The organism is Methanogenium marinum (genome assembly GCF_028912405.1).
GTDB classification, from domain to species: Archaea; Halobacteriota; Methanomicrobia; order Methanomicrobiales; family Methanomicrobiaceae; genus Methanogenium; species Methanogenium marinum.
The window spans coordinates 1,046,113-1,067,819 of the sequence record NZ_JAKELO010000002.1 but is presented as its reverse complement, the minus strand read 5'-3'; the positions used below and the strand labels follow the sequence as shown (position 1 = coordinate 1,067,819).

At 52.0% G+C, this 21,707-nt stretch carries 22 protein-coding genes and 1 tRNA gene; 18 read left to right on the top strand and 5 right to left on the bottom strand.

The window, feature by feature from the left end:
• Nucleotide 1: 1 nt before the first annotated feature.
• Nucleotides 2-1,789 carry an ABC transporter permease family protein gene (locus L0665_RS05560; protein WP_274924705.1) on the bottom strand — a complete coding sequence of 596 codons (1,788 nt, stop codon included), beginning with the start codon at nt 1,787-1,789 and terminating at the stop codon, nt 2-4.
• Between the two features lie 184 nt (nt 1,790-1,973).
• On the opposite strand from L0665_RS05560, the gene L0665_RS05555 reads away from it, so the two are divergent.
• Complete coding sequence (locus L0665_RS05555; protein WP_274924704.1) at nt 1,974-2,864, top strand: ABC transporter ATP-binding protein; 891 nt, start codon at nt 1,974-1,976, stop codon at nt 2,862-2,864.
• Nucleotides 2,865-2,975: 111 nt separating this feature from the next.
• On the opposite strand, the gene L0665_RS05550 is transcribed toward L0665_RS05555, so the two are convergent.
• A tRNA-Lys gene (locus L0665_RS05550) sits at nt 2,976-3,049 on the bottom strand.
• A gap of 91 nt (nt 3,050-3,140) precedes the next feature.
• On the opposite strand from L0665_RS05550, the gene L0665_RS05545 reads away from it, so the two are divergent.
• From L0665_RS05545 to L0665_RS05535, 3 genes are read left to right on the top strand one after another with little or no spacing between them, the layout of a single operon-like run.
• A complete protein-coding gene (locus L0665_RS05545; protein WP_274924703.1) occupies nt 3,141-4,610 on the top strand; it encodes a DHH family phosphoesterase in 1,470 nt (489 codons plus the stop codon).
• Nucleotides 4,600-5,220, top strand: a complete 621-nt coding sequence (locus L0665_RS05540; RefSeq protein WP_274924702.1) for a 6-hydroxymethylpterin diphosphokinase MptE-like protein — start codon at nt 4,600-4,602, stop codon at nt 5,218-5,220. The genes L0665_RS05545 and L0665_RS05540 overlap by 11 nt, the downstream gene beginning before the upstream one ends.
• Nucleotides 5,210-6,865 carry a radical SAM protein gene (locus L0665_RS05535; protein ID WP_274925726.1) on the top strand — a complete coding sequence of 552 codons (1,656 nt, stop codon included), beginning with the start codon at nt 5,210-5,212 and terminating at the stop codon, nt 6,863-6,865. Before L0665_RS05540 ends, L0665_RS05535 begins: the two co-directional genes overlap by 11 nt.
• A 36-nt stretch (nt 6,866-6,901) precedes the next feature.
• On the opposite strand, the gene L0665_RS05530 is transcribed toward L0665_RS05535, so the two are convergent.
• Entirely contained in the window at nt 6,902-8,080 is a 1,179-nt protein-coding gene (locus tag L0665_RS05530) for a CBS domain-containing protein (protein ID WP_274924701.1), read from the bottom strand.
• Between the two features lie 43 nt (nt 8,081-8,123).
• On the opposite strand from L0665_RS05530, the gene L0665_RS05525 reads away from it, so the two are divergent.
• Nucleotides 8,124-8,396 carry a PRC-barrel domain-containing protein gene (locus L0665_RS05525; RefSeq protein ID WP_338036420.1) on the top strand — a complete coding sequence of 91 codons (273 nt, stop codon included), beginning with the start codon at nt 8,124-8,126 and terminating at the stop codon, nt 8,394-8,396.
• A 49-nt stretch (nt 8,397-8,445) separates the two neighbouring features.
• Nucleotides 8,446-9,186: a tRNA(His) guanylyltransferase Thg1 family protein gene (locus L0665_RS05520; protein WP_338036419.1), complete on the top strand. Its 741-nt coding sequence runs from the start codon at nt 8,446-8,448 to the stop codon at nt 9,184-9,186.
• A gap of 163 nt (nt 9,187-9,349) precedes the next feature.
• On the opposite strand, the gene L0665_RS05515 is transcribed toward L0665_RS05520, so the two are convergent.
• On the bottom strand, nt 9,350-9,538 hold the full coding sequence (locus L0665_RS05515; RefSeq protein ID WP_274924700.1) for a hypothetical protein: 189 nt from the start codon (nt 9,536-9,538) through the stop codon (nt 9,350-9,352).
• Nucleotides 9,539-9,626: 88 nt separating this feature from the next.
• Nucleotides 9,627-12,797, bottom strand: a complete 3,171-nt coding sequence (ileS, locus tag L0665_RS05510; protein ID WP_274924699.1) for an isoleucine--tRNA ligase — start codon at nt 12,795-12,797, stop codon at nt 9,627-9,629.
• Nucleotides 12,798-12,901: 104 nt separating this feature from the next.
• Between ileS and L0665_RS05505 the strand changes: the two genes are divergently transcribed.
• From L0665_RS05505 to L0665_RS05450, 12 genes are all read left to right on the top strand, one after another.
• Nucleotides 12,902-13,411, top strand: coding sequence for a TIGR00725 family protein (locus tag L0665_RS05505; RefSeq protein ID WP_274924698.1), 510 nt, complete (start codon nt 12,902-12,904; stop codon nt 13,409-13,411).
• Entirely contained in the window at nt 13,408-14,739 is a 1,332-nt protein-coding gene (locus tag L0665_RS05500; protein WP_274924697.1) for a D-aminoacyl-tRNA deacylase, read from the top strand. Before L0665_RS05505 ends, L0665_RS05500 begins: the two co-directional genes overlap by 4 nt.
• Nucleotides 14,736-15,842 (top strand): cell division protein FtsZ, encoded by a 1,107-nt coding sequence (ftsZ, locus tag L0665_RS05495; RefSeq protein WP_274924696.1) that lies wholly within the window; start codon nt 14,736-14,738, stop codon nt 15,840-15,842. Before L0665_RS05500 ends, ftsZ begins: the two co-directional genes overlap by 4 nt.
• 8 nt (nt 15,843-15,850) lie before the next feature.
• The gene (locus L0665_RS05490) at nt 15,851-16,033 is read left to right on the top strand and encodes a protein translocase SEC61 complex subunit gamma (protein WP_274924695.1); all 183 of its coding nucleotides are present in this window, start codon (nt 15,851-15,853) and stop codon (nt 16,031-16,033) included.
• A complete protein-coding gene (locus tag L0665_RS05485) occupies nt 16,033-16,512 on the top strand; it encodes a transcription elongation factor Spt5 (RefSeq protein WP_274924694.1) in 480 nt (159 codons plus the stop codon). Before L0665_RS05490 ends, L0665_RS05485 begins: the two co-directional genes overlap by 1 nt.
• Nucleotides 16,513-16,627: 115 nt before the next feature.
• Nucleotides 16,628-17,104: a 50S ribosomal protein L11 gene (locus tag L0665_RS05480; protein ID WP_274924693.1), complete on the top strand. Its 477-nt coding sequence runs from the start codon at nt 16,628-16,630 to the stop codon at nt 17,102-17,104.
• A 57-nt stretch (nt 17,105-17,161) separates the two neighbouring features.
• Nucleotides 17,162-17,806, top strand: a complete 645-nt coding sequence (locus tag L0665_RS05475) for a 50S ribosomal protein L1 (RefSeq protein ID WP_274924692.1) — start codon at nt 17,162-17,164, stop codon at nt 17,804-17,806.
• Complete coding sequence (locus L0665_RS05470; RefSeq protein WP_274924691.1) at nt 17,806-18,654, top strand: 50S ribosomal protein L10; 849 nt, start codon at nt 17,806-17,808, stop codon at nt 18,652-18,654. Before L0665_RS05475 ends, L0665_RS05470 begins: the two co-directional genes overlap by 1 nt.
• A 25-nt stretch (nt 18,655-18,679) precedes the next feature.
• A complete protein-coding gene (gene rpl12p / locus L0665_RS05465; protein WP_274924690.1) occupies nt 18,680-18,982 on the top strand; it encodes a 50S ribosomal protein P1 in 303 nt (100 codons plus the stop codon).
• Between the two features lie 191 nt (nt 18,983-19,173).
• The gene (locus L0665_RS05460; RefSeq protein WP_274924689.1) at nt 19,174-19,941 is read left to right on the top strand and encodes a DUF6159 family protein; all 768 of its coding nucleotides are present in this window, start codon (nt 19,174-19,176) and stop codon (nt 19,939-19,941) included.
• Nucleotides 19,938-20,309, top strand: a complete 372-nt coding sequence (locus L0665_RS05455; protein WP_274924688.1) for a cupin domain-containing protein — start codon at nt 19,938-19,940, stop codon at nt 20,307-20,309. Before L0665_RS05460 ends, L0665_RS05455 begins: the two co-directional genes overlap by 4 nt.
• A gap of 59 nt (nt 20,310-20,368) precedes the next feature.
• Complete coding sequence (locus L0665_RS05450; protein ID WP_274924687.1) at nt 20,369-21,613, top strand: cytochrome c biogenesis protein CcdA; 1,245 nt, start codon at nt 20,369-20,371, stop codon at nt 21,611-21,613.
• Nucleotides 21,614-21,707 lie beyond the last annotated feature (94 nt).

Genomic DNA, 21,707 nt, shown 5'->3' with positions numbered 1-21,707 from the left:
TTCAGAATCCTCCTGTGATAAAGTAGAGATTATACATTCCATGGACGAGGGATGCCACAACCAGTGCCAGGGGGTAGACTCTCTTTCCGAATACTTTTAGCAGAGATATGGTGATGAAGGCGCCGGTGAAGTGCAGGGTGAGAGGCATCCAGAGCACCTGGAGGCTGGAGAAGAGGGCCGCGCCAAAGATTGACTCTGAGATCTGGGCGAGGGTTGCAAAGAGGAGCAGTTTCTCGCCCAGAAAGAACCCGGCCATCACGGCAAGGGATGCGAAGATGACATTTCTCCACGTGAGAAATGCCGGCCGTTCCACAGCAATCGCATAGATGCCGATTGATTTTGCCCACTCCTCGATGAATGCCGCCGCAAAGATGAGGACAACGAGAGAGAATGGCATTGGGAGATTGAAGAGGAGGACGAGGAGCATCAGCTGTGCCATCAGCACAAAGGGGATGGAAAAGAGGGTAATTCCGAAGAGTGAGACAAACGGATATTTCTCTGAGACAGCGCTCCCGATGTACTCCCGCACCTTTTCCCGCAGGGGGTGGAGGGTGAAGAGGCGTTCTTCATTGAAGTTGATGATGCATATTGCAAAGAGAATCGCTGCTGTCACCCAGAACAGGAAGGTGGAGTAGAAGTAATTGGCGAGTGTGAAAGGGGTACCCTCAATCGCATAGATGATTAGAGTCAGAGGGGAGATGAGGGAGATGACATGTATATTTGCAAAGATGCTCGGGAAAAAGAGATACGATGTTGCGACAGTCGAGAAAAAGATGGATATGAACGAGAGTTCTTTAAAACTCCGTGCGGCCATTCCGATGAGAAGAGCTGCTGCAAGGAAGAAGAGGATGACGGGAAATACGGCCGCAAGGACGATTGTAGTCTCACCGGTGGTAAGGGAGAGGATGGTGGTTACCACGATCATCACTACCAGATAGGGCAGCATCTTTCCAATGACAATGGCTGACGGCCGAAGCGGGCTTGAGAGGAGAATTTCTCCCCTCCGTTCTATTCTTTCGTTCATCACCGACATCATGTAGAACTGTGAGGTGAAGTAGAGGGGGAAAATGAAGACAAAGACCAGCACAATGGCGTCGAAGGGCAGGGGCGGAGTGAGTTGGGACGGGGTTTTGAAGTCGCCCAGTGCTCCCTCTCCTGCGACCACATCGGTATAGCGCGCAACCGTGCTGTCTTCGCCTTCTGTTCCGACCAGTTCGGACCTGAGTTCTTCTTTGGTATATCCGATATCTGCAGATGGTTCATCAACCACCTGCACCGGACGGTCGGGGACTGGGTTTACATAGGGGTTTGGAGCGCCTGATACGCCGGTTCCTGCCTCGGTTGCGGTGAAATCAAGCTCGCTCCTGACATACTGAACATCGATCCAGAGAGGGTATGCGGCGAATAGGTCGTCTTCGCGGTTATATTGCGCCGTCTGATATCGGTTATAGTCGGTCTGGAAGGCCTTCAGGGCGGCTTTGCCCCGATCGGTATCTCCCCACCGTACGTCTGGCGGGGAGATGGTGAGGTCGGTATCTCCCGCGGTTCCCAGGTAGATAGTAAACCGTGGGTCTCCGAGGATGATGGCGCCGGTATCCGCTGAATTGACACCTGCCGTATACATCCGGTCCTGAAGGTGAATCCCACTCTCCTGTGTGTACCCGGTCACCACAATGAGGAGGATGAATAGCACTACCGCTACCGGAAGAACTTCACGCGGCATGGTGGTTGCAGAGCGGCGCACCTCCCATTTGCCGATGGTCAGTATCTGGCGCAGTGGCGGCAGCATTCTTATCCTGAGATGGCAGTCAATCCTATTTTAAGTATTGGCACCGCTCATGAGGGAAAATAACGGTATATTTCTGGTAAATAGCCTGATTGGCACCCTGGCAGGGGAATATGTGGCAGAGGATTTTATCTGACCCCGGGGATTAAATCATATAACTTCCAAGCACTCTACCATCGGTGATTACATGATTGAGGCACGGGGACTGGTAAAAGATTACGGCACATTCCGGGCACTGGATGAGGTAAGTTTCTCCTTTGATGATCCGGGTATATTTGGGATCATCGGGCACAATGGTGCAGGGAAGACAACGCTTCTGAAGTGTATGGCAGGCCTGATTCAGCCGACCGCAGGCGACCTTGTAATCGAGGGCATCGATGTCAGGCGCAACCCCGCACGCCTGAAGGAGATGCTGGGGTATCTCCCGGAGGAGTCCCGGTTGTATGAGACAATGACGGTGGAGAGCTATCTCAGATTTTTTGGGGATATTTATGGCATTCCTGCAGACGAGTGTCGTATCCGGAGCGATAAACTGTTATCTTCACTCAAGCTTGATCCTCAGGGGAAGCGTATCGGTGAACTTTCGAAAGGGATGAGGCGCAAGGTTGCGATTGCCCGTTCTCTGCTGCACAAACCGTCTCTCCTGATTTATGATGAACCAACGTCCGGGCTGGACCCGATGACCTCGCGCTACATCATCGGCTATCTTGCACATCTGCGTGACACCATGCAGAAGACGATCCTTCTCTCGGCCCATAATCTCTATCAGGTTGAGGAAATCTGTGACCGTGTGCTCATCCTTCGGCAGGGAAAGATCGCCGCCTTCGGGACAATGGATGAGCTTAGAGAACAGTTTGGTTCCCTATCTTACCATATTCGTTTTGTCACAGCAGATCCTTCTGCCCTGCCCCATTCGCTCAGTTTTGAAGAGGAAAGCGGGGAGTATGTGGTCATTGCTGAGAGTATGGATGACCTCAATTCCGTGACTGCGGCTGTTGCCTCTGCAGGGGGGACTCTCCGGGGGATTGAATCGCGCTATCCCAGTCTTGAGGAGATGCTTCTCATGATTGGAAAGTGAATTTGTATGCCCTCTCTTTTGCATTGAGACTTGGACCACGCAGAAATAATCCAGATGTCTGAATATTGATAATCTTCAATAATCAGTTAAAACAACAAAAGAAATCGTTAGCGGGCCAGAAGGGATTTGAACCCCTGACCGCCGGATTAAGAGTCCGGCGCTCTTCCTGACTAAGCTACTGGCCCCTGTAAAGTGAACAGCTAATGTTGTAAGTTCATCACGATATACTTTTCGGCTATCCTTATTATTCTTATAAAAACAGAAACTTGTGGTATCATGCCGGAGAATCTTCCTAATGGATCTCAGTTGGCGTCATCGGTGGATTACCTGATACTCGGGTGCGGCAGTATCGGGTACAATGTGCTATACGAACTTCTCAAGGAGACTGATGATATCATCATCATTGATCAGGATGAGAAGAAGGTGCAGGATCTCCGTGACCAGAAATATGAGGCGTTCTGCAGGGATATCAGCGACAAGGATATGCTGAAAGACATTCCGGTTCCAAAAGTTGCATTTGTCCTATCCAGTGAGCAAAAGGCAAATCTCTCAGCGGTGCGGACGATAAAAGAGGTAAATCCTGCGGCCTACATCATCGCACGTGCGGTAGATTCCGGAGGGAAAGATATCTATGATGCGGTGGGCGCCGACGTGGTGCTTCACCCGCAGGAGGTATTTGCCAAAAAAGCTGTGCACCATGCACGCAAACTTCAGTCTTCGCGGCAGGCGCATAAACTCTTTGAACTGCTCGCCTCCTGGCGGGGCACACTGGGTATTGTGACGCATACAAATCCGGATCCTGATACTATCTCCAGTGCAATGGCACTCTGTGCTCTTGGAAAGGCGGCATCCAAAGGAAATCTCGAATGCCGGATTCTTTATGATGGGAAGATTGGCCATCAGGAGAACCGTGCATTTGTGAATCTGCTGGATATCCGGATGGACCGTATCTCCCCGGAAGCACTTGGAGAATGCAATTATCTCGCCATTGTCGATTCACCGGGCCCGGGAATCAACAATGCACTTGCAAAAGATGACCGGATCAATATTGTCATCGATCATCATCCAAACGATGATGTAAAAAACGGATACGATTTCCTCGACCGCCGGCCGGATATGGGTGCGACAGCGAGTATGATGACCCAGTATATGCAGGAACTGCATGTTCTGGTGGATAAAAACGTCGCAACTGCCCTTTTTTACGGAATAATGGCCGATACGCGTGGTTTCCGCCGCAATACCTCTCCTCTTGACCTCACTCTTTCTGCCTTCCTTCTGCCCCTGACGGATAATGAACTTCTGGCGAAGATCACCTCTCAGTCGGTCTCGCAGGAGACACTTGAGGTGATGGGTGCAGCAATACGGAACCGGAAGATTGTTTCCGGTTATCTCTTCTCCAATGTTGGCTATGTGCGCAACCGTGACGCCATACCACAGGCCGCAGATATGCTCATTCAGCTGGAAGGTGTCAACACCGCAGTGGTTTATGGCATCACCGATCAGCTGATCTCCTTTTCATCCCGCAATAAGGACCTGCGCCTTAATATTGGACAGGCGATGGAGGAAGCCTTTGGTGAGATCGGTGAGGCAGGCGGGCATTCCGGTATGGGTGCTGCCAATATTCCCCTGAGCGTCTTTACGATGGCGCGCAACAAGGATGTCCTGCTGGATCTCATCATCGATCCTATTCTTCACCGTTTCATGGAGATTGTCGGTGTAGAGGAAGAGGAACCGAATGAAGTTTGAGGACTGGGAACCTCACTACACCGCTATCTGCGAAACGTTCGGCTTTGAACGGGAGGGGGATGAGGAGGCGGCCCGTCTGCTTTCCACTCTTTCGTGTGTTGATGATTCCGTGCTGCTTGCGAAACGCATCAAAGGAGAGGTTGTCACCGTATGTGGTAATGCTCCCTCCCTGATTCGTGAGACAGGCTCCATTGTGGGAACCGTCCTCGCAGCTGATGCCGCAGCCGATGTTCTTTTCAAAGCAGGAATTCTGCCGGATGTGGTATTTACTGACCTGGACGGTGCTGAAGACTCGTTTTTTGAGATGAACCGCGAGGGATGCGTGATGGTAGTACACGGGCATGGGGACAATATGGCGCTTCTCCGGAACTGGGTGCCACGGTTTGAGGGACCACTGGTCCTAACCTGCCAGACACGGCCTTTTGGTCATGTGCATAACTGGGGCGGGTTTACTGATGGTGACCGGGCAGCTTTTGCAGCGGATGCCCTTGGGGCGGCAGAGGTACGGTTTGCCGGATTCGATCTTGACGACCGGTCGGTTCCGCCGATGAAACAGGGAAAACTTATCTGGGCGCGGGACTTGCTTGCCCTTATTGGCCATGATATCTGATCCGCCTGAAGCCTGGATTGTTGATGGGTATGTCGATGAACCGGCATGTCTGGGTGTTTCGCCCTACATCTCCCCGAATATACGGGCGGTGGCAGGCGTCTGCACCGAAGCCGGATATCATGTCCGCTACCTGACCATCGATCAGCTGAGAGTAGATTCATCCCTATTCACACTGCTTGACCGTGCAGCCCTTGTGGTGATGATTGCAGGGGTCACTGTGCCAGGTACCTATTTTGCCGGCACACCTGCTACCCTGACCGAGATTCGGCAGGTAGCGGCCACGCTATATGGTCCTGTGACCGTTCTTGGGGGACCGGTCACCTTCGGTTACAGTCCGGGTGGAGGTTCTGTCGCCGTTCGGCAGGCCATCTCCGGGTTTGACCACCTGTTGGAAGGGGACGTTCCGGCAGCACTTGCACATCTTCTTGCCGGTGGAAGCCCTGAGGGAACCCTCTCCTATCCTGATTTTTCGCGCTGGCTTGTTGCAGGGAGTGGCATTATCTCTGACCATCCCCGGTTTCCGTGGCTCATATGTGAAATTGAGACTGCCCGTGGTTGTTCCCGGGCGGTGACCGGGGGCTGTTCGTTCTGCACGGAACCGTTTTACGGTCTGCCACAATATCGCCCGGCAGAAGACGTTCATGCTGAGATTGCTGCTCTTGCCAGCCACGGGGCGGTGCACTTCCGCCTCGGACGCCAGCCGGATATTCTTGCCTACGGGACGAAGGGAAAAAAGGAATTTCCTGCACCTGATGTAACCGCACTCGAGTCACTCTTCGCCGGTATCCGGGAGGCAGCACCCGACCTCCGGACTCTGCACATCGACAATGTCAATCCCGGCACCATTGCCCGCAACCCGGACGCTGCCCGGGAGGCTCTTTCTGTTATCGTCCGCTATCATACAGCAGGGGACGTTGCCGCCTTCGGCATGGAGACCGCAGATCCCGCTGTGGTCGCTGCAAATAACCTCAAGGCAGACTCCACGATGATGATGGACGCGATCCGCATCGTAAACGAAGTAGGGGGCATCCGGGACAGGGGTATCCCCCATCTTCTTCCGGGCCTGAACTTTGTCTGCGGCCTTGCCGGTGAGACAGAAGAGACGTATGATAAAAACGAGGCATTCCTTGAGGAACTTCTTGCATCCGGTCTTTTGGTGCGCCGGGTCAATATCCGCCAGCTGATGCCTTTTGAAGGCACGAAGGCATGGGAAAATAATACGCTTGGTGAGCATGATGCCCGGTTCCGCACCTTCCGTGAGCATGTGCGCAAGACGTTTGACACCCCTATGCTGCAGCGGGTATTTCCGGCAGGCACACTGCTGCGCGATATTTTTGTTGAGGAATCCGGCAGAATTTCATTTGGACGGCAGATGGGGTCATATCCCATCCTTACGGGCATACCCGCAGAGATTTCTGAAGGAACCGTGCTTGATGCTGCCGTCTGTGATCACGGGCGGCGGTCGCTGACTGCCATGTCGGTTCCGGTCAATATCAATACCCTGCCTGCAGCAGCACTTCGGTATCTTCCGGGAGTTGGAAAGAAACGGGCCGCGTCCATCATCACCAAACGGCCGTTTGTGTCTCTGGCCGCATTTCAGGAGATAGCCGGCGAGACGCCGCTTGACCCGTATCTTACGTTCTGAAAAAAAGGGTGTGAGCACTGTTTTTCTGCACTGCTCCTATGGTTTAAGCAGACTCTGGACGGTTTTGGTGCCGCTCACTTCCCGTATCTCCATCAGTTTGAGAATATCTGTTCTGGTGACAATACCTGTCACCTCTCCGTTCTCGACGACGGGTATCCGGCCGATGGTGTTGGGTGCAAGGATTTTAAGGGCATCGTAGAGGTCATCTTCGGGTTTGATGGTGATGACCTCCTGTGTCATGATGTCGCGGACCTGAAGGGCATCTCTGTCGATACCAGAGGCCGTCTGTATGTCATGCAGAGTGACCATCCCTGCGAGGTTGCCGTGTTCCAGTACCGGAAATCCGAGGTGGCGGGTGGAATACATCAGATCCATTGCGTCTGTGACCGGCATCTCCGGGGACACTGTGGTCACTGGTGTGGTCATTGCATCCCGGACGGTTACGCCTGCAAGCAACTGTGTATACCGGATCATCGTCACTTCCTGTCCGGCGCCGAGATAGATGAATACGGCAATCAGGATGAGGATGACGTTAAAGGAAATCAGGCCGATAATGCCGAATATTATAGCAACCACCCTCCCGATTTCTGCTGCAATGCGTGTCGCCTTTTCAATCGGAAGCCAGATAGCAAGCAGGGCGCGGAGCACCCGCCCTCCATCCATGGGGAATGCAGGCAGGAGATTGAAGGCGAAGAGGATGATATTGAGCAAGCCCAGATACCCGAAGATGTAGAAGAAGAGGCCTGCAACTGCGGGGTCCGGGATGGAAATGAGGCTTGCGTAGGCGATTCCTTCAGAGACAAGTCCGATAAAAAGACTCATCAGTGGGCCTGCGATGGCCATAGGGAGCTCGTCCCGCGGCCGGGGTGAGACCTCGGTTTCAATTTCTGAAGCGCCTCCCAGGATGAAGAGGGTGATAGAACTGACCTTCATGCCCTTGTGGAGAGCGACCACCGAATGGGCCATTTCATGCAGAAATACACCCACAAAGAGGAGGAATGAGACCAGCACGCCCAGGATATATGGCATGAAACCCTCTGTGATAAGTGATGTGTCAATTGGTTCTGTGAGGCCGAATACCTGTTCTACGAGGCTTACGGTCAACTCAATCTGAGTTCCGATGATGATGGCAAAGATCGGAATGATCAAAAAGAAGGTATAGTGAATCTTTATTGGAATACCTGCCAGTTTTCCGATTTCAAAAGAACCGTCCATATGAATGGACTATATTTTTAATATTTAATGATTATATCTTCCAATGATTACGATGAAGAGCGCAATAACCGAATTGTTCGGGATGAAGGTGTATACCGAAAACGCCGTCTACGTGGGTGATGTGGACGATGTTATCATCAATGTCGATACAAAAAAGATGGAATCACTTGCGTTGGGGAACGTGAATCGTGAAGTGCTTGAACTCACGAATTTCAAGGGGGTTAAGATCCCGTACCGCATAATCCGGGCTGTTGGGGACATTGTTATTATTCGTCACCTTGCAGGAATGACCCGGTCTGAAACTATTGAGGACTGATGGTTCCGGATGGGTGGGTGGGGGCTCCTTGATCCAGAAGAACCCGGAGATGACAAGTATGCAGGACCGGGAAATATTCAGCAAACTTTCAATCTTCCCCCCATTTGTCGTCCGGCTTGATGGGCGGGCTTTTCACCGTTTTACTCGTGATATGGGGTTTGAAAAGCCCTATGATCGGAGGTTTTCAGACGCCATGGCGGTGGTATCCGAGCAGTTGCTCTCGTCATCCGGCCTTGAACCATCGTTCGCCTACACCTTCTCTGACGAGATCTCCCTCTTCTTTCCCCGTGTGCCGTTCAACGGAAGGGTGGAAAAAATTGATTCGGTCTGCGCCTCATATGCAGCAAGTGCTCTCACGCTCGCCCTTCGTCTGGATACACCGGTGGCGTTTGACTCGCGGGTCATTGTTGCAGACGTCCCGGCGACCATTGCCTACATGGCAATGCGTCAGCGGGAAGCATGGCGCAATCACATCAATGGTTACTGTCAGCATGCACTCATTGATGAAGGAATGACGGCAGTACAGGCTGCGCGTGTCCTTCGGGGGATGAAGGGCCCCGGAATGCACGAGATGATGTTTGGACGCGGTATCAATCTTGCAAAAACCCCTGCCTGGGAACGGCGCGGCATTGCCTGTTATCGCACAGAAATCATAAAAGAGGGGTATAATCCGGTCACTGATGAGAAGGTCACCACAACCCGCCGGGTAGTTGTGCAGGATGATGCTCTTCCACTCTTTGGTGAACCCGAAGGGGATGCCTGGCTGCGCTCACATCTCTCTCTTGTTTGAGATGAATGTGTGACTCAAAAAAAGGCTTTTCGCTGTTTTCTGTGGGCATTCATTCAACTGAATCGAAAAGCAAGGGAGGGGGTGCTCCTCCCTGCAAGACTCACCCCATCAGATGAGATAGGTCACGGGGGTGGGCCAGCATCCCACCTGCTCTTTGTTTTGTTCAGATAATCCTGCATTCATGGGATATTTCACCCGGATCAGAAATTGTATAGGGATTTCTGAGTGGTATGTGCCTGTCAAAAAGGAATTTTACTCCCCTTGTTTTTACCGTATTTTTGGTAAAATATGTGAATAATGAAGGTGTGTTTCCGTTCTCAAACAAAGGTGAATTATCAGGATATTCACTCATACTGATTCGGGAAGAGTTTTTTTAAAAAAATAGTTCATTTTGGAAATCACAATGTGATTTCTCATATGAACATACGAAACCTGGCGATTTACTGTTCGTTTTTCTGAATGTGGATGGAAATTGTTACTCCTTCCACATCCCATTCTGTTGTCAGGCCGTCTTCTCTGGTCTCCCCTGCTGCAGGGGTGATGGAAAGTGCTGTGGCCCTGACTTCTCCGGCAATATTATCTTCGTGGGTGCCTGCAAGAAGGCCCCGCACACGGGTGTCTGTGATGGCAACATCTGCTGTGATGAAGTCTTCGACATTCAGGTCAAGCTGGCGTCTCATCTCCTGAATTCTCCGCACGACTTCGCGGGAAAATCCAATACCCTCCAATTCCGGGGTGAGGGAGATGTCCACGCAGACGGTGGCTTCTGCCATCTCTGCTGCAAAGATATTATCCGGCATCTTTTCTGAGAAGGTGATGTGCTTTTCTGTGATGGTAAAACCACCCACTGAAACCTCACCTTCAGCAACGATCGCTCTCTTCAGGGTTGCGGCGTCGGCCGCTTCTATTGCTGCCTTCACTTTTGGACCGTCTTTGCCAAATTCAGGGCCAATACCCCTCATCACTGGTTCTGCGGAGCATCCCATCCGGTCCCATGCACCGCGGACAATGGTGATGGCCTGGCTGTTGGCCCGCTGGCGGGCAAGGTCATCCATCTGTGTGATGGCGTTTTCCACAGCATCGCTGTCTGTAAGGACAAAGGTCTCTCCGATTGGCCAGCGGAGTTTGCGGCCGCCTTCCTGCCGGGCGGTTGCTACTGCCTCGTCAAAGGAACGGATGACGTCCATATCTGTTTCAAGGACGGTGTCGATGAGTGTTTCATCGCCTGCAAACCATGGCAGCATGTGAATGCTCATCGGGTCTTTCTCTGTGCGAAGGTTGGCATAGATATTCTCGGTGATATGTGGTGCAAACGGTGCTAGAGCCGAGCAGATGCGCCGCATGACGTAGTACATCGTCTCGTATGCTTCACGCTTCTCCGTTGCATCTTCTTCCAGCCACATTCGTGGCCGGACAAGCTGGACATACCAGCGGGAGACATCTTCTAAGATGCAGGTGAGGCAGGCGCGGGTGGCCTTGTGGAGCATTCCGTTATCGATATCCTTTCCGACCTGTGCGGTAAGGGTGTTGACGCGTGAGATGATCCAGCGGTCCTCTTCCGGCATCTCAGAGAGATGTGCCCGGATATATTCTCCGTCCCATGTGCCATCTGCAGCCGTCTCCGGTGAAAATGCGTCAAGAATCATGTATGGCAACGGGAAGCGGTAGACATTCCAGAGGATGTTGATGGTTCTGTTAGTGGTCTTGATACCTTCCCAGTTAAACTTCAGGTCGTCCCACGGTGCGCTTGCGGAGAGCAGATAGAGGCGGAGGACGTCCACTCCGACCTTTTCCACCACTTCCTCTGGTGTGACCACGTTACCAACAGATTTGCTCATCTTGCGGCCATCTGCGTCCAGCGCAAAGCCGTGCATGAGGACCTTGTTGTAGGGTGCCTGGTCAAAGGCAATCACCGAGGCGCCCAGCTGGGAGTAGAACCAGCCGCGTGTCTGGTCCTGCCCTTCGGTGATGAACGCCGCAGGCCAGAGACGTTCGAACTCAGCCGTCTTCCGGGGGAATCCGAGGGTGGCCCATGAAGCCATTGCCGAATCAAACCAGACATCAAAGATGTCTGTGACCCGTCGCATCGTTCCACCACAGGTGCAGGGGATGGTCACATCGTCTACATACGGGCGGTGTGGGTCAGTGAGATTTGTCCCGGCGGCCTCGTTGAGTTCTGCAACCGTGCCGAAGACCTTTCGGGCATCGCACGCGTCGCACTCCCAGACAGGAATGGGGATGCCCCAGTAGCGCTGGCGTGAGATGCACCAGTCACGGGCGCCCGCCACAAAGTCGTGGAACCGTGCTGAACCGGCCCATTCTGGCTGCCATTCTACCCGGGCGATCTCAGCGAGCATCTGGTCTTTTATCTTTGGGATAGCAATGAACCACTGTTCTGTTGATATCATGATGATAGGGGTCTTGCAGCGCCAGCAGTGCCCATAGCGGTGGGTAATTTTCTTCTTTGCAAGGAGATAGTCTCCGAGGGCATCCATCACATCCGGGTCGGCGTCCTTCACAAATTTACCCGCAAAGATACCGGCATTGGCGGTATAGATGCCGGCGTTGTCCACCGGACAGAGGCTCTCGAGCCCTTCCTTCTGACCCACGAGTGAATCATCCCATCCATGGCCCGGTGCCATGTGCACGAGGCCGGTGTTCTCCATTGTGACAAAGTCGGCATAGACAACCCGGTGCTCTACATTCTTCTGGATAGGCACCTGCTCCTCCAGCGGTGAACGGTAGTGCATGCCGATGAGTGCATCGCCGGTGACGGTTTCAAGGATGGTGAAATCCTGATACCGGCCTTTCCTGAGCACTTCTTCCACAAGTGGTTCACCGATCCAGAGAATCTCTTCTTTGCCGTCTTTGACTGCCTGAACGCGGGCATAGGTAAAGTCATCGCGCACGGCCACTGCCACATTGGCAGGAAGCGTCCACGGGGTGGTGGTCCAGATGACGAAAAATTCGTTTTCCCTGTCCTGAACCGGGAACTTCACAAAGATGGACGGGTCTGTCTCATCCCAGTACTCCACTTCAGAGTCGGCAATTGCTGTTTCACAGCGGGGACAAATGTTGACAACACGGTATCCACGTTCAAGAAGTCCCTTCTCCTCTGCACGCTTCAGCGTCCACCATGCTGCCTCAACGTAATCAGGAGTGATGGTCTGATAGGGATTGTCAAAGTCCATCCAGATGCCGAGATCACGGAACTGATCAGACATAATTTCCTTGTGGGTGATGGCAAAGTCCTTGCAGTTCTCAATGAATTTGTCAATCCCATAGGTCTCGATGTCCTTTTTGGAAGAGAAACCGAGTTCCTGTTCTACTCTTACCTCGATGGGGAGGCCGTGCATGTCATAGCCTGCCCGATCGATGACGTCAAAGCCCTGCATGCGTCGGAACCGCAGAATTGAATCCTTGAGTATTTTATTCCATGCGGTGCCGAGATGGATGTGGCCGGTTGTGTAAGGGGGCCCGTCCACAAAAAACCAGGGAGGGCTTCCTGCATGTTGTTCCTTGACCTGTGCGTAAATATTGTCGGTATCCCAGAAGGAGCGGACTGCGGCCTCCACCTCCTCTGCATTAAAACTGCTAGTGACCTCTCTCATACAATAATTCCTCTGGATATATGTCCAGAGATTTTGTATCTGCAGAAAGATAGGTATTTGTGTGGGATTACATGTGTACGATATATACAGGTGATGATGAGAGAATGGATGAGATGCCCCCCCTTCAGATTGCAGTCATAGGTGCTGCATCCTGCGATGATGAGACAGGACGTGTAGCAGAAGATACGGGGAGACTGATTGCCAGGGCAGGGGCCACGCTTATCTGTGGTGGCCGGGGCGGAGTAATGGAAGCCGCCTGCCGGGGTGCTGTGGGTGCCGGCGGTGTTACTGTAGGTATTCTTCCCGGGGATGTGTGTGAAGCAAATCCGTTTTGCACGGTTACCATCCCAACCGGCCTGGGAATTGCCCGGAATGCTGTGGTGGTCTCTGCAGCCGGGGGTGTTATCGCGGTGGGGGGTGCATATGGCACCCTTTCAGAGATTGCAATAGCCCTGAAACTGGGGCGGCCGGTCTATGGCATCCACACATGGGAGATTCCCGGTGTGGTCTCCTGTGGATGTGCAAAAGAGGCAGTAATCCGCGCTGTTCGTGCCGCGGGGGCCGGGAAAGGCACTATTGCAGGATATGCAGTAGAAAGGGGGGAGTGCCGATGAACATAGCTCTCATCCATTCGTCAATCGACCCGGCGGGCATCAATATCGCAGCCCATCTAGCCCCCCGCGTCGGTGCAGAAGGGCGTGATGGTGAGGTGTGCACCTGGGCGGGGCACACTCTCCGGTTTATGACCGCGCCGGGGCGACTCATCTATGAAGAAAACCTGGATGAACGGGCGGCAGCAGATATGATCATATTTCTCTCCCGGCATACCTCTCAAAATCCGGTACCTGCCCTGACGGTTCATGTCACCGGTAATTATGGCGATGCAGCGCTTGGTGGTGAATCCCGTACTCTCTCCCGTGCTGCCCCTGCATGGATGCATGCGGCATTATGTGCCCTTGCCCCCCGTGCTCCCGAGGGATTTCGTGTTTCCTATGAGGTCACACACCACGGACCGACCGGGCTTTTGACTCCGTCTTTTTTCATTGAAATCGGAAGTACTGAGGCTGAATGGACTGACCCTCTCTGTGGAGCAGCGGTTGCAGATGCTCTTGTGAGTGTTCTCACAGAAGGGCCCGGCGATGTTATTTCTCTCATTGGATTCGGGGGCAATCACTATGCTGCACGTGAGACTGATATCGCACTTGCGGGCCGGGCGGCGTGGGGACATATTGCCCATACGCGGGAAGTAGCTGGTTTGGATGCTTCAATGATCCAACAGATGGCGGCGATGACCGGGGCTGTTGCAGCTTATATTGACAGGAAAGCCCTCCCAAAGGACACTCTGAATAAAATATCCGTTCTTCTCCGGGAATGTGGCATACCCCGGGTTTCTGAGAGTGAACTGCGGATGATTGGGGCTCTTTCTCTTCCGGTATTCCTCCGAATGCGGGAAATGGCACAGGGAGAAGTGCCTGGCGCTTCTCTAAGAGTAATGGATATCTCCGGGGACGGCGATCCCGTTTTTGTCCATATTCCTGTCATTCTCCTTCGGGAAGCACTAAAATGTGATGAAAAGAAATATTTGCGTTCTGTTTTGGGAATTCCTGCTGTATTAGTGTTATCTTTGGAGGGCGCACCTTTGCCGTTTGTCCTCACATATGAGAGGTATGAATCACAAATACTGCATCTTTTAATATCATCGTGTGTCAAAATCTTAACCAGCGATGGATCTGCCCACGTCAGCGATGATGACATCATCATACGAAAGGTGAGTTTCGACCCGGAAAAAGCATGCAATCTGGGGGTTCCGAAAGGACCACTTTTCGGCAGGCTGGCGGCAGGACAGGAGATCGAGATTGACGGCACAATAATTTCGCCGGATATGGTCTCTGTCAGGACTGAGCGGGTGATCCACGTCCCGGGATTGGAGAACTACCTATGAGATCAATCGTAGAAGAGGCAATTAAACGGACAAATGAGGAGTCCGGATATATCGTTGACGCGTCCAACGAACGTGATCTGGAGCTTGAGGAGATCCTTAAAGAACTTCAGACGCGGATCGCGGTCATCGGGTGTGGTGGCGGCGGATCGAACACAATGACGCGGATGTCAGAAGAGGGCATCCATGGTGCAAACCTTATTGCATTGAATACCGATGCCCAGCACCTGATCCGGACGAAGGCAGATACCAGAATCCTCATTGGCCGGAAGCGCACCCGTGGTCTTGGTGCCGGTTCAGTCCCACAGGTTGGAGAAGAAGCTGCCATCGAGACCATTGAGGAGATCAACAAGTCTGTGGGTGAATGCGATATGGTATTCATCACCGCAGGTCTTGGCGGGGGCACCGGCACCGGTTCCGCACCGGTAATTGCAAAAGCCGCACGAGAGACGGGTGCGCTTACAATTGCTGTCGTTACCCTTCCCTTCACTGTAGAGGGTGCTATCCGGATGGAAAACGCCGAGGCAGGACTCGAACGTCTGCGTGACGTTGCAGATACCGTCATTGTCGTACCAAACGACCGACTCCTTGAGGTCGTGCCGCGCCTGCCTTTGCACGCAGCCTTTAAGGTCTCTGACGAAGTCTTAATGCGTGCAGTAAAAGGCATCACCGAGCTGATTACTCAGCCCGGTCTGGTGAACCTTGACTTTGCCGATGTGCGAACTGTCATGGAACGTGGCGGTGTTGCGATGATCGGTATGGGTGAGAGCGACAGCGAAGACAAAGCAATTGACTCGGTAAAGAAGGCACTGCGTTCCCCTCTGCTCGATGTTGATATCTCCGGTGCGTCTGCTGCCCTCGTGAATGTGGTTGGCGGCCCCGATATGACAATGTCTGAGGCAGAAAGTGTGATTCAGGAGGTCTATGAGCGCATCGATCCGGAAGCACGGATCATATGGGGTGCTCAGATTGACCCTGATATGCAGGGTAAAATGCGCACGATGCTTGTCGTAACAGGCGTGAATTCTCCCCAGATATATGGACGTAGTGAGATGTTCTCTTCAAAGAGATCCACTACAGAATTTGATATCGATTTCCTCAGGTGACAATAAAAATGGCTGATCTAAAAACGGTAAATGAAGAAATATTCAAGAAATACTGGCGTGTCCTGAAACTTGCCCGGACACCCACCCGTGATGAATTTAATAAAATCGCAATCGTTGCCGCGATGGGTATCCTGTTAATCGGACTGGTTGGATTTATTGTATATGAACTAATGGCATTTGCTACCCTGTGATGACTATGGCGAGTGAGTTCGGAAACAAGATTTACGCGCTCAAGACGACGGCCAACAAAGAGCGAAAAGTCGTAGATGATATCGTCAAGGTCCTTGAGGATCATGATGAATTTGTTATCACTGCGATTATGGCCCCGGATGAGGTGCGTGGATATGTCTTCATCGAGACTCCGGATGAGTACGCCCGGATGGAGCAGCTGGTCCGCCTTGTTCCCAATGCGCGTGCAGTGGTGAGGGGTGAGACAGATTTCGCTGAAGTTGAGCATTTCCTTGAGCCGAAACCGGCAGTGAGTGGTATCGAAGAGGGCACAATTGTTGAGCTTATTGCAGGTCCTTTCAAGGGTGAAAAAGCTGTTGTCAAGCGTGTTGATGCAGGAAAAGAAGAGGTTACTCTCGAATTGTATGAATCGATGGTGCCCATTCCCATTACGGTACGCGGTGATAATGTCCGCGTCATTGAGAAAGCACACGAAGATTAATTTCTTTCCATTTTTTTCGAATGCCCGTAGTTTTAAGTGGTAGTATGCAGACCTGTAATGACCCACGCCAAGTGTTACCTGTCTACAGGTGGCACTGAGGTTTGGTGATATTACAATGGGAGAAGTAGTCGAGGTATTGGTACCCGGCGGAAAGGCAACGGCTGGCCCTCCATTAGGGCCTGCCCTGGGACCTCTCGGAATCAATGTGAAGGCGGTTGTTGATGAAATCAACGCCAAGACGTCTGAGTTTAACGGTATGCAGGTTCCTGTAATCGTTACTGTCGACGACAAGAAGAACTTCACTGTTTCCGTGGGTGTTCCTCCCACCACTGCCCTCATCATGAAAGAGGTCGGTCTGACGAAGGGTTCAGGAGAACCCAATGTCCAGAAGGTAGGAGATCTTCCGCTCGAGGCTGCTGTTCGCATTGCCCGTATGAAGGCAGATGACATGATCTCATACGATCTGAAAAACCGCGTAAAAGAGGTTATCGGGACGTGTGTGAGTGTCGGTGTCACGGTCGAAGGGATGGATCCAAAGGAGATCTTCCCAAAGATCAATGCAGGCGAATACGACAGCATTCTCAGTGAATAGACTATGAAAACCTATAGAAGATCCGTATTTCGGGTCGTTGAACTATGGAGAAAATGAATGGTTAATAGGGTCCAGATTCTGGATGCCGTGAAAGCGGCAATGGAGGCAGCACCTGAGCGAAAGTTCCAGGAGAGCATTGAAATTTCAGTGAATCTCCGGAATATCGACATGTCGCAGCCAAAAAACCGTATTGATGAGACGATGATTCTTCCACAGGGCACAGGACAGCCACAAAAGATCTGTGTTCTTGGGAAAGGAGATATCACCACTCAGGCGAAAGCTGCAGGTGTAGACCTCATCATCGGACCTGAAGAGATCGAGCGTCTGGGAGGAGAACCCCGTGAAGCCCGCTTATTTGCGGACCAATATCGGTTTTTCCTCGCAGAACCCGCTGTCATGCCGCTTGTCGGTCGCTGGCTCGGTACGCGTCTCGGTCCCCGCGGGAAGATGCCCACCCCTGTTCCGCCAACGATGGATGTCGGCCCTACGGTCGAACGTCTGCGCAAATCTGTTAAGTTCCGTTCAAAGGACAAGACCACTTTCCACGTGAAGGTTGGTAGTGCTGGTATGGACGCAGATGCGCTTGCAGATAACATCGAAGCGGTAATGCACAGGGTTGAGGGATCACTTGATAGTGGTGCAATGAATATCCGGTCAGTGTATGTAAAGACATCCATGGGTCCGGCAGTGAGGATTATATAATGGCATTATATACGACGAATCTGCCACAGTGGAAACAGGATGAAGTCGAGCAGATTGTTTCGTATTCAGGGGAATACGCACTTACAGGTCTTGTTGACCTGCATGGTATTCCTGCAAAACAGATGCAGGAGATGCGGCGTGACCTTCAGGGGAAGGCCGTCCTGCATATGACGCGAAACACTCTCGTTGAGCACGCCTTTACAGCTATGGGTGCGCCAATTGATGGCATCACCTCATACATTGACGGACACAGTGCACTAATCTACACAAACGACAATCCATTTCAGTTGTACAGGAAGCTCCAGCAGACGATGACCAAGATGGCAGCACGCCCCGGCGATATTGCGCCTGAGGACATTGTCGTTGAGAAGGGTCCCACCAGCTTTAAGCCGGGCCCCATCGTTGGAACATTCCAGCAGGCAGGTCTTCCTGCCGCAATTGAAGGTGGAAAGGTTGTTATCCGCGAGAGAAAGGTCTTTGTCAAAGCGGGCGAAGAGATCAATGCAAAGCAGGCCGAAGTTCTGTCTAAGCTTGATATCCGCCCAATTGACGTTGGTCTGAGCCTTCAGGTAGCCTTCTACGATGGCACATTCTTTGAGCCGTCCACGCTGGCAATCGATGAGACTGAATATTACAACAATGTGGTTCTGGCAGCCCAGCAGGCATTCAATCTTGCTGTATTCGCAGCCTATCCGACTGCACAGACGATTGTGCCTATCATTACAAAGGCTGCAGGCGAAGCTCGCAGTCTGGGTGTTGAGGCCGCAATATACACGAGCGACATTGTTGAACTGATTATCGGACGTGCATCACTTCAGGCAAAAGCCCTGAAAGGGATGACTGAATAATATCAAACATTTGAGGTAAATATAAATGGAATACATCTACGCAGCACTTGTTCTGCACAACGCAGGAAAAGACGTAACTGAGGAAGCAGTCAGCGCAGTTCTGGCAGCAGCAGGAATTGAAGTTGAGGACTCCCGTGTAAAGGCACTCATCGCAGCACTTGATGGTGTCGACATTGAGGAAGCTGTCGCAAAGGCAGCAGCAGCACCAGTAGCAGTTGCAGCAGCACCTGCAGCAGCTGCAGCAGCAGCAGTTGAAGAAGAAGTAGTGGAAGAGGAAGCAGAGGACGAAGAGGGCGGCATGGCTGGCCTCGGCGCTCTCTTTGGCTAATCCTTTTTTTCTTTTTCATTCAGTAACTATTTCCGACTCTGTTTTTCCCGTTTGTTTCCGTTCTTAGGCATAATCCTGCACAAATCGTGACTCATTTATGCAATCGTGTCTGATGGATATTTATGTCACGTATCAGCCGTGGGTTTCAGTTATTCAAAGAAACTTTTGGCATACTTAAAAAAGATCGGGAGATGCTTCTTTTTCCAATTCTCTCGGGTGTAGTCACTCTGCTGGTGGTGGCGACGTTTTTGTTGCCACTCTTTTTCTCAGGACTTCTTGCTGAAACATACTCGGGTGGTTCGATTCTTCTGTATGTTCTCCTGTTTCTCTTCTACGTTGTGAGTTACTTCATCGTTATTTACTTCAACACAGCTCTTGTCAGCTGTGCCCTGATGCGACTGGATGGCAGGGATCCAACCTTTATGGATGGTATCCATGCAGCATCTGCCCGCATCGGAAAAATTCTGTCATGGACACTGATTGCAGCAACCGTTGGGCTCATTCTGCGCCTCATCCGTGGTGACGGGGACAACTTCCTCGTATCGCTCGCATCAGCCCTTCTCGGAGCGGCCTGGTCACTTGCAACGTTCTTTGTAATTCCGGTGATTCTGGTGGATGATGTTGGTGGATTTGCTGCGATTGAACGGTCGTGGTCTCTCTTTAAGAAAACATGGGGTGAAACTGTTATCGGCTCGGCATCTCTGGGGCTTATCTTAATTCCTGCATTTGTGCTTCTTTTGGGAGGTATTATTGTTATTATCGTAGGGTTGTTTGAAATTGGTGTCGTGATTGTTGGAGTTTCTCTGCTTCTTTTGGTTGTTTCAGCAGTTCTCTATGGCGCTCTGCAGGGCATCTTTGTCGCTATTATGTATCGATATGCAACAACAGGTATGGTGCCGGATGTGATTGACCGGTCTCTTGTCGAAGGTGCCTTTGTGCCAAAGGGGTCGCACCGGTGATCATCCGCGATCTTGGTGTCTGTCCGGTTGGTGATGCCCGGGACGGGACTCATCTCCGTGAAATACTGCACCCCTCTCATTTCTCCGGTGCGGTTGCTTGTCGTTTTAGTCTTGCTCATGCATATCTGGAGCCGGGGGAAGTCTCCCATCCACATCGTCTTGTGGAATCCTGTGAGGTGTATTACATCCTCTCTGGCATCGGTGTGATGCATATCGGTGATGAGGCAGAAGAGGTGCACGCCGGTCAGGTGGTTTATATTCCGGCCGGTGCGGTGCAGTACATTGCAAATGCCGGTGCGAGCCGTCTGGAATTTCTCGCAATTGTTGATCCGATGTGGGCTGAATCGGATGACGAGCGGGTGGACTGAATCCGATTAATCCTGACTCCATCGTTATGCTTATTTCCTGTATGGCACAACGGCATACTATGGGACGGAGTGATGGTAGTGGCGGCAGGTGTGGCCGTCGGTTCCTTCTTCCATCCATCATTATTTTGGTTCTTCTCTCTGCATACCTCCTTCCGGGTGCCTGCAGTGCTGTCCCTGTGGGTAGCAATGCTTCTTCTGGGTATTCTGGTTCAGAATATATTCCGTCTGAATATTCCTGCATTGAAAATCTGACGGTCTCATTTTTTTATAGTGAGCACTGTATTGCCTGCAAGAAGGCACTGCCGGTCATCGATGGCCTCGCAGCAGAGTATCCTTCGGTCACCTTTGTGCAGTATGCTGTCCTGAACAGTTCAGAAAATGAGTCCCTCTTCTTCTCGTTCGGCAAGGCGTATGGCAACCTGTATCCACGTTATCCAACAGCCTTTCTGAGTGATGGTACGTTCTTTGAGGGGTATGGTGCAATTTCAACAGATCTGCCACTCTATCTTGTATCTCTGGTCTCAGGGCCTGTCATGACGAACGATTCGGTGACTTCAGATGTGGCTGCCATGGATTCTGGGCAGAATTCGGTTCCCATTCCGGCGGCAAATATTTCCGTGTCGCCTGCTCCTCCTCTCCCGCCGTTGGGTCTGGTCATCACCGCAGGTCTCATCGATGGGATTAATCCCTGTGCGGTAGCGGTTCTCATATTTCTTCTGGTCACTCTTATGGGTGCAGGGGGGAGGAGGCAGATGCTCCGGTTTGGGGTCGCCTATGTGGCTGGCATCTATCTGATGTACTTCATCTCCGGTTTTGGTCTTCTCACGGTAGTCCGTGTAACGGGGCTCTCGTGGTATTTTTCCTGTGCGGCAGGGGTCATTGCCATTCTCCTCGGGGTGGTGATGGTTGTGGATTCATTCCGACGGGATGGGGCGGCTCATTTTCGTATTTCTGCCTCCCGACTTGCATCTGTTCGGAAGGTTGCATTGCGTGGGGGAATAATTTCTGCGTTTCTTGTGGGTATCGCGGTCGCCCTTATTGAACTGCCCTGCACCGGAGGTGTCTATCTTGCGATCCTTGCAATGCTCTCCGGTTCGGACGTTTGGGCCGCATCAGGGCTCCTTGCTTTATATAATCTGATGTTTGTTTTGCCGCTCCTTACGATCATCATTGCTGCTGCCGCAGGCTTATCTCCGGAACGAATGAATCTGATGCGGCTGGATTGCCGGCAGTTACTCCGGCGGGCGGGAGGATGTGTTATGATTCTTCTTGGAGTGGCAGTTCTTCTCTGGTTTTTGGTATAGGATATTCGGGGCATATTGAATAATTCACGTGAATCCTATTGGATATGGTGAGGGGTGTCGTGGTAGGGCTTTTTCAATTGAATCATCTTTTGCA

Excerpts from the sequence above, each read along its gene's own strand:
- L0665_RS05555 (WP_274924704.1), top strand. The coding sequence starts at position 1,974 with ATGATTGAGGCACGGGGACTGGTAAAAGATTACGGCACATTCCGGGCA.
- L0665_RS05500 (WP_274924697.1), top strand. The coding sequence starts at position 13,408 with ATGAACATAGCTCTCATCCATTCGTCAATCGACCCGGCGGGCATCAAT.
- rpl12p (WP_274924690.1), top strand. The coding sequence starts at position 18,680 with ATGGAATACATCTACGCAGCACTTGTTCTGCACAACGCAGGAAAAGAC.
- L0665_RS05525 (WP_338036420.1), top strand. The coding sequence starts at position 8,124 with ATGATTACGATGAAGAGCGCAATAACCGAATTGTTCGGGATGAAGGTG.
- L0665_RS05485 (WP_274924694.1), top strand. The coding sequence starts at position 16,033 with ATGACTATGGCGAGTGAGTTCGGAAACAAGATTTACGCGCTCAAGACG.
- L0665_RS05545 (WP_274924703.1), top strand. The coding sequence starts at position 3,141 with ATGCCGGAGAATCTTCCTAATGGATCTCAGTTGGCGTCATCGGTGGAT.
- L0665_RS05505 (WP_274924698.1), top strand. The coding sequence starts at position 12,902 with ATGGATGAGATGCCCCCCCTTCAGATTGCAGTCATAGGTGCTGCATCC.
- L0665_RS05460 (WP_274924689.1), top strand. The coding sequence starts at position 19,174 with ATGCTTCTTTTTCCAATTCTCTCGGGTGTAGTCACTCTGCTGGTGGTG.
- L0665_RS05480 (WP_274924693.1), top strand. The coding sequence starts at position 16,628 with ATGGGAGAAGTAGTCGAGGTATTGGTACCCGGCGGAAAGGCAACGGCT.
- L0665_RS05535 (WP_274925726.1), top strand. The coding sequence starts at position 5,210 with ATGATATCTGATCCGCCTGAAGCCTGGATTGTTGATGGGTATGTCGAT.
- L0665_RS05520 (WP_338036419.1), top strand. The coding sequence starts at position 8,446 with ATGACAAGTATGCAGGACCGGGAAATATTCAGCAAACTTTCAATCTTC.
- L0665_RS05540 (WP_274924702.1), top strand. The coding sequence starts at position 4,600 with ATGAAGTTTGAGGACTGGGAACCTCACTACACCGCTATCTGCGAAACG.
- L0665_RS05530 (WP_274924701.1), bottom strand. The coding sequence starts at position 8,080 with ATGGACGGTTCTTTTGAAATCGGAAAACTGGCAGGTATTCCAATAAAG.
- L0665_RS05470 (WP_274924691.1), top strand. The coding sequence starts at position 17,806 with ATGGCATTATATACGACGAATCTGCCACAGTGGAAACAGGATGAAGTC.
- L0665_RS05475 (WP_274924692.1), top strand. The coding sequence starts at position 17,162 with ATGGTTAATAGGGTCCAGATTCTGGATGCCGTGAAAGCGGCAATGGAG.
- ileS (WP_274924699.1), bottom strand. The coding sequence starts at position 12,797 with ATGAGAGAGGTCACTAGCAGTTTTAATGCAGAGGAGGTGGAGGCCGCA.
- L0665_RS05515 (WP_274924700.1), bottom strand. The coding sequence starts at position 9,538 with ATGAGTGAATATCCTGATAATTCACCTTTGTTTGAGAACGGAAACACA.
- L0665_RS05490 (WP_274924695.1), top strand. The coding sequence starts at position 15,851 with ATGGCTGATCTAAAAACGGTAAATGAAGAAATATTCAAGAAATACTGG.
- L0665_RS05450 (WP_274924687.1), top strand. The coding sequence starts at position 20,369 with ATGGGACGGAGTGATGGTAGTGGCGGCAGGTGTGGCCGTCGGTTCCTT.
- ftsZ (WP_274924696.1), top strand. The coding sequence starts at position 14,736 with ATGAGATCAATCGTAGAAGAGGCAATTAAACGGACAAATGAGGAGTCC.
- L0665_RS05560 (WP_274924705.1), bottom strand. The coding sequence starts at position 1,789 with ATGCTGCCGCCACTGCGCCAGATACTGACCATCGGCAAATGGGAGGTG.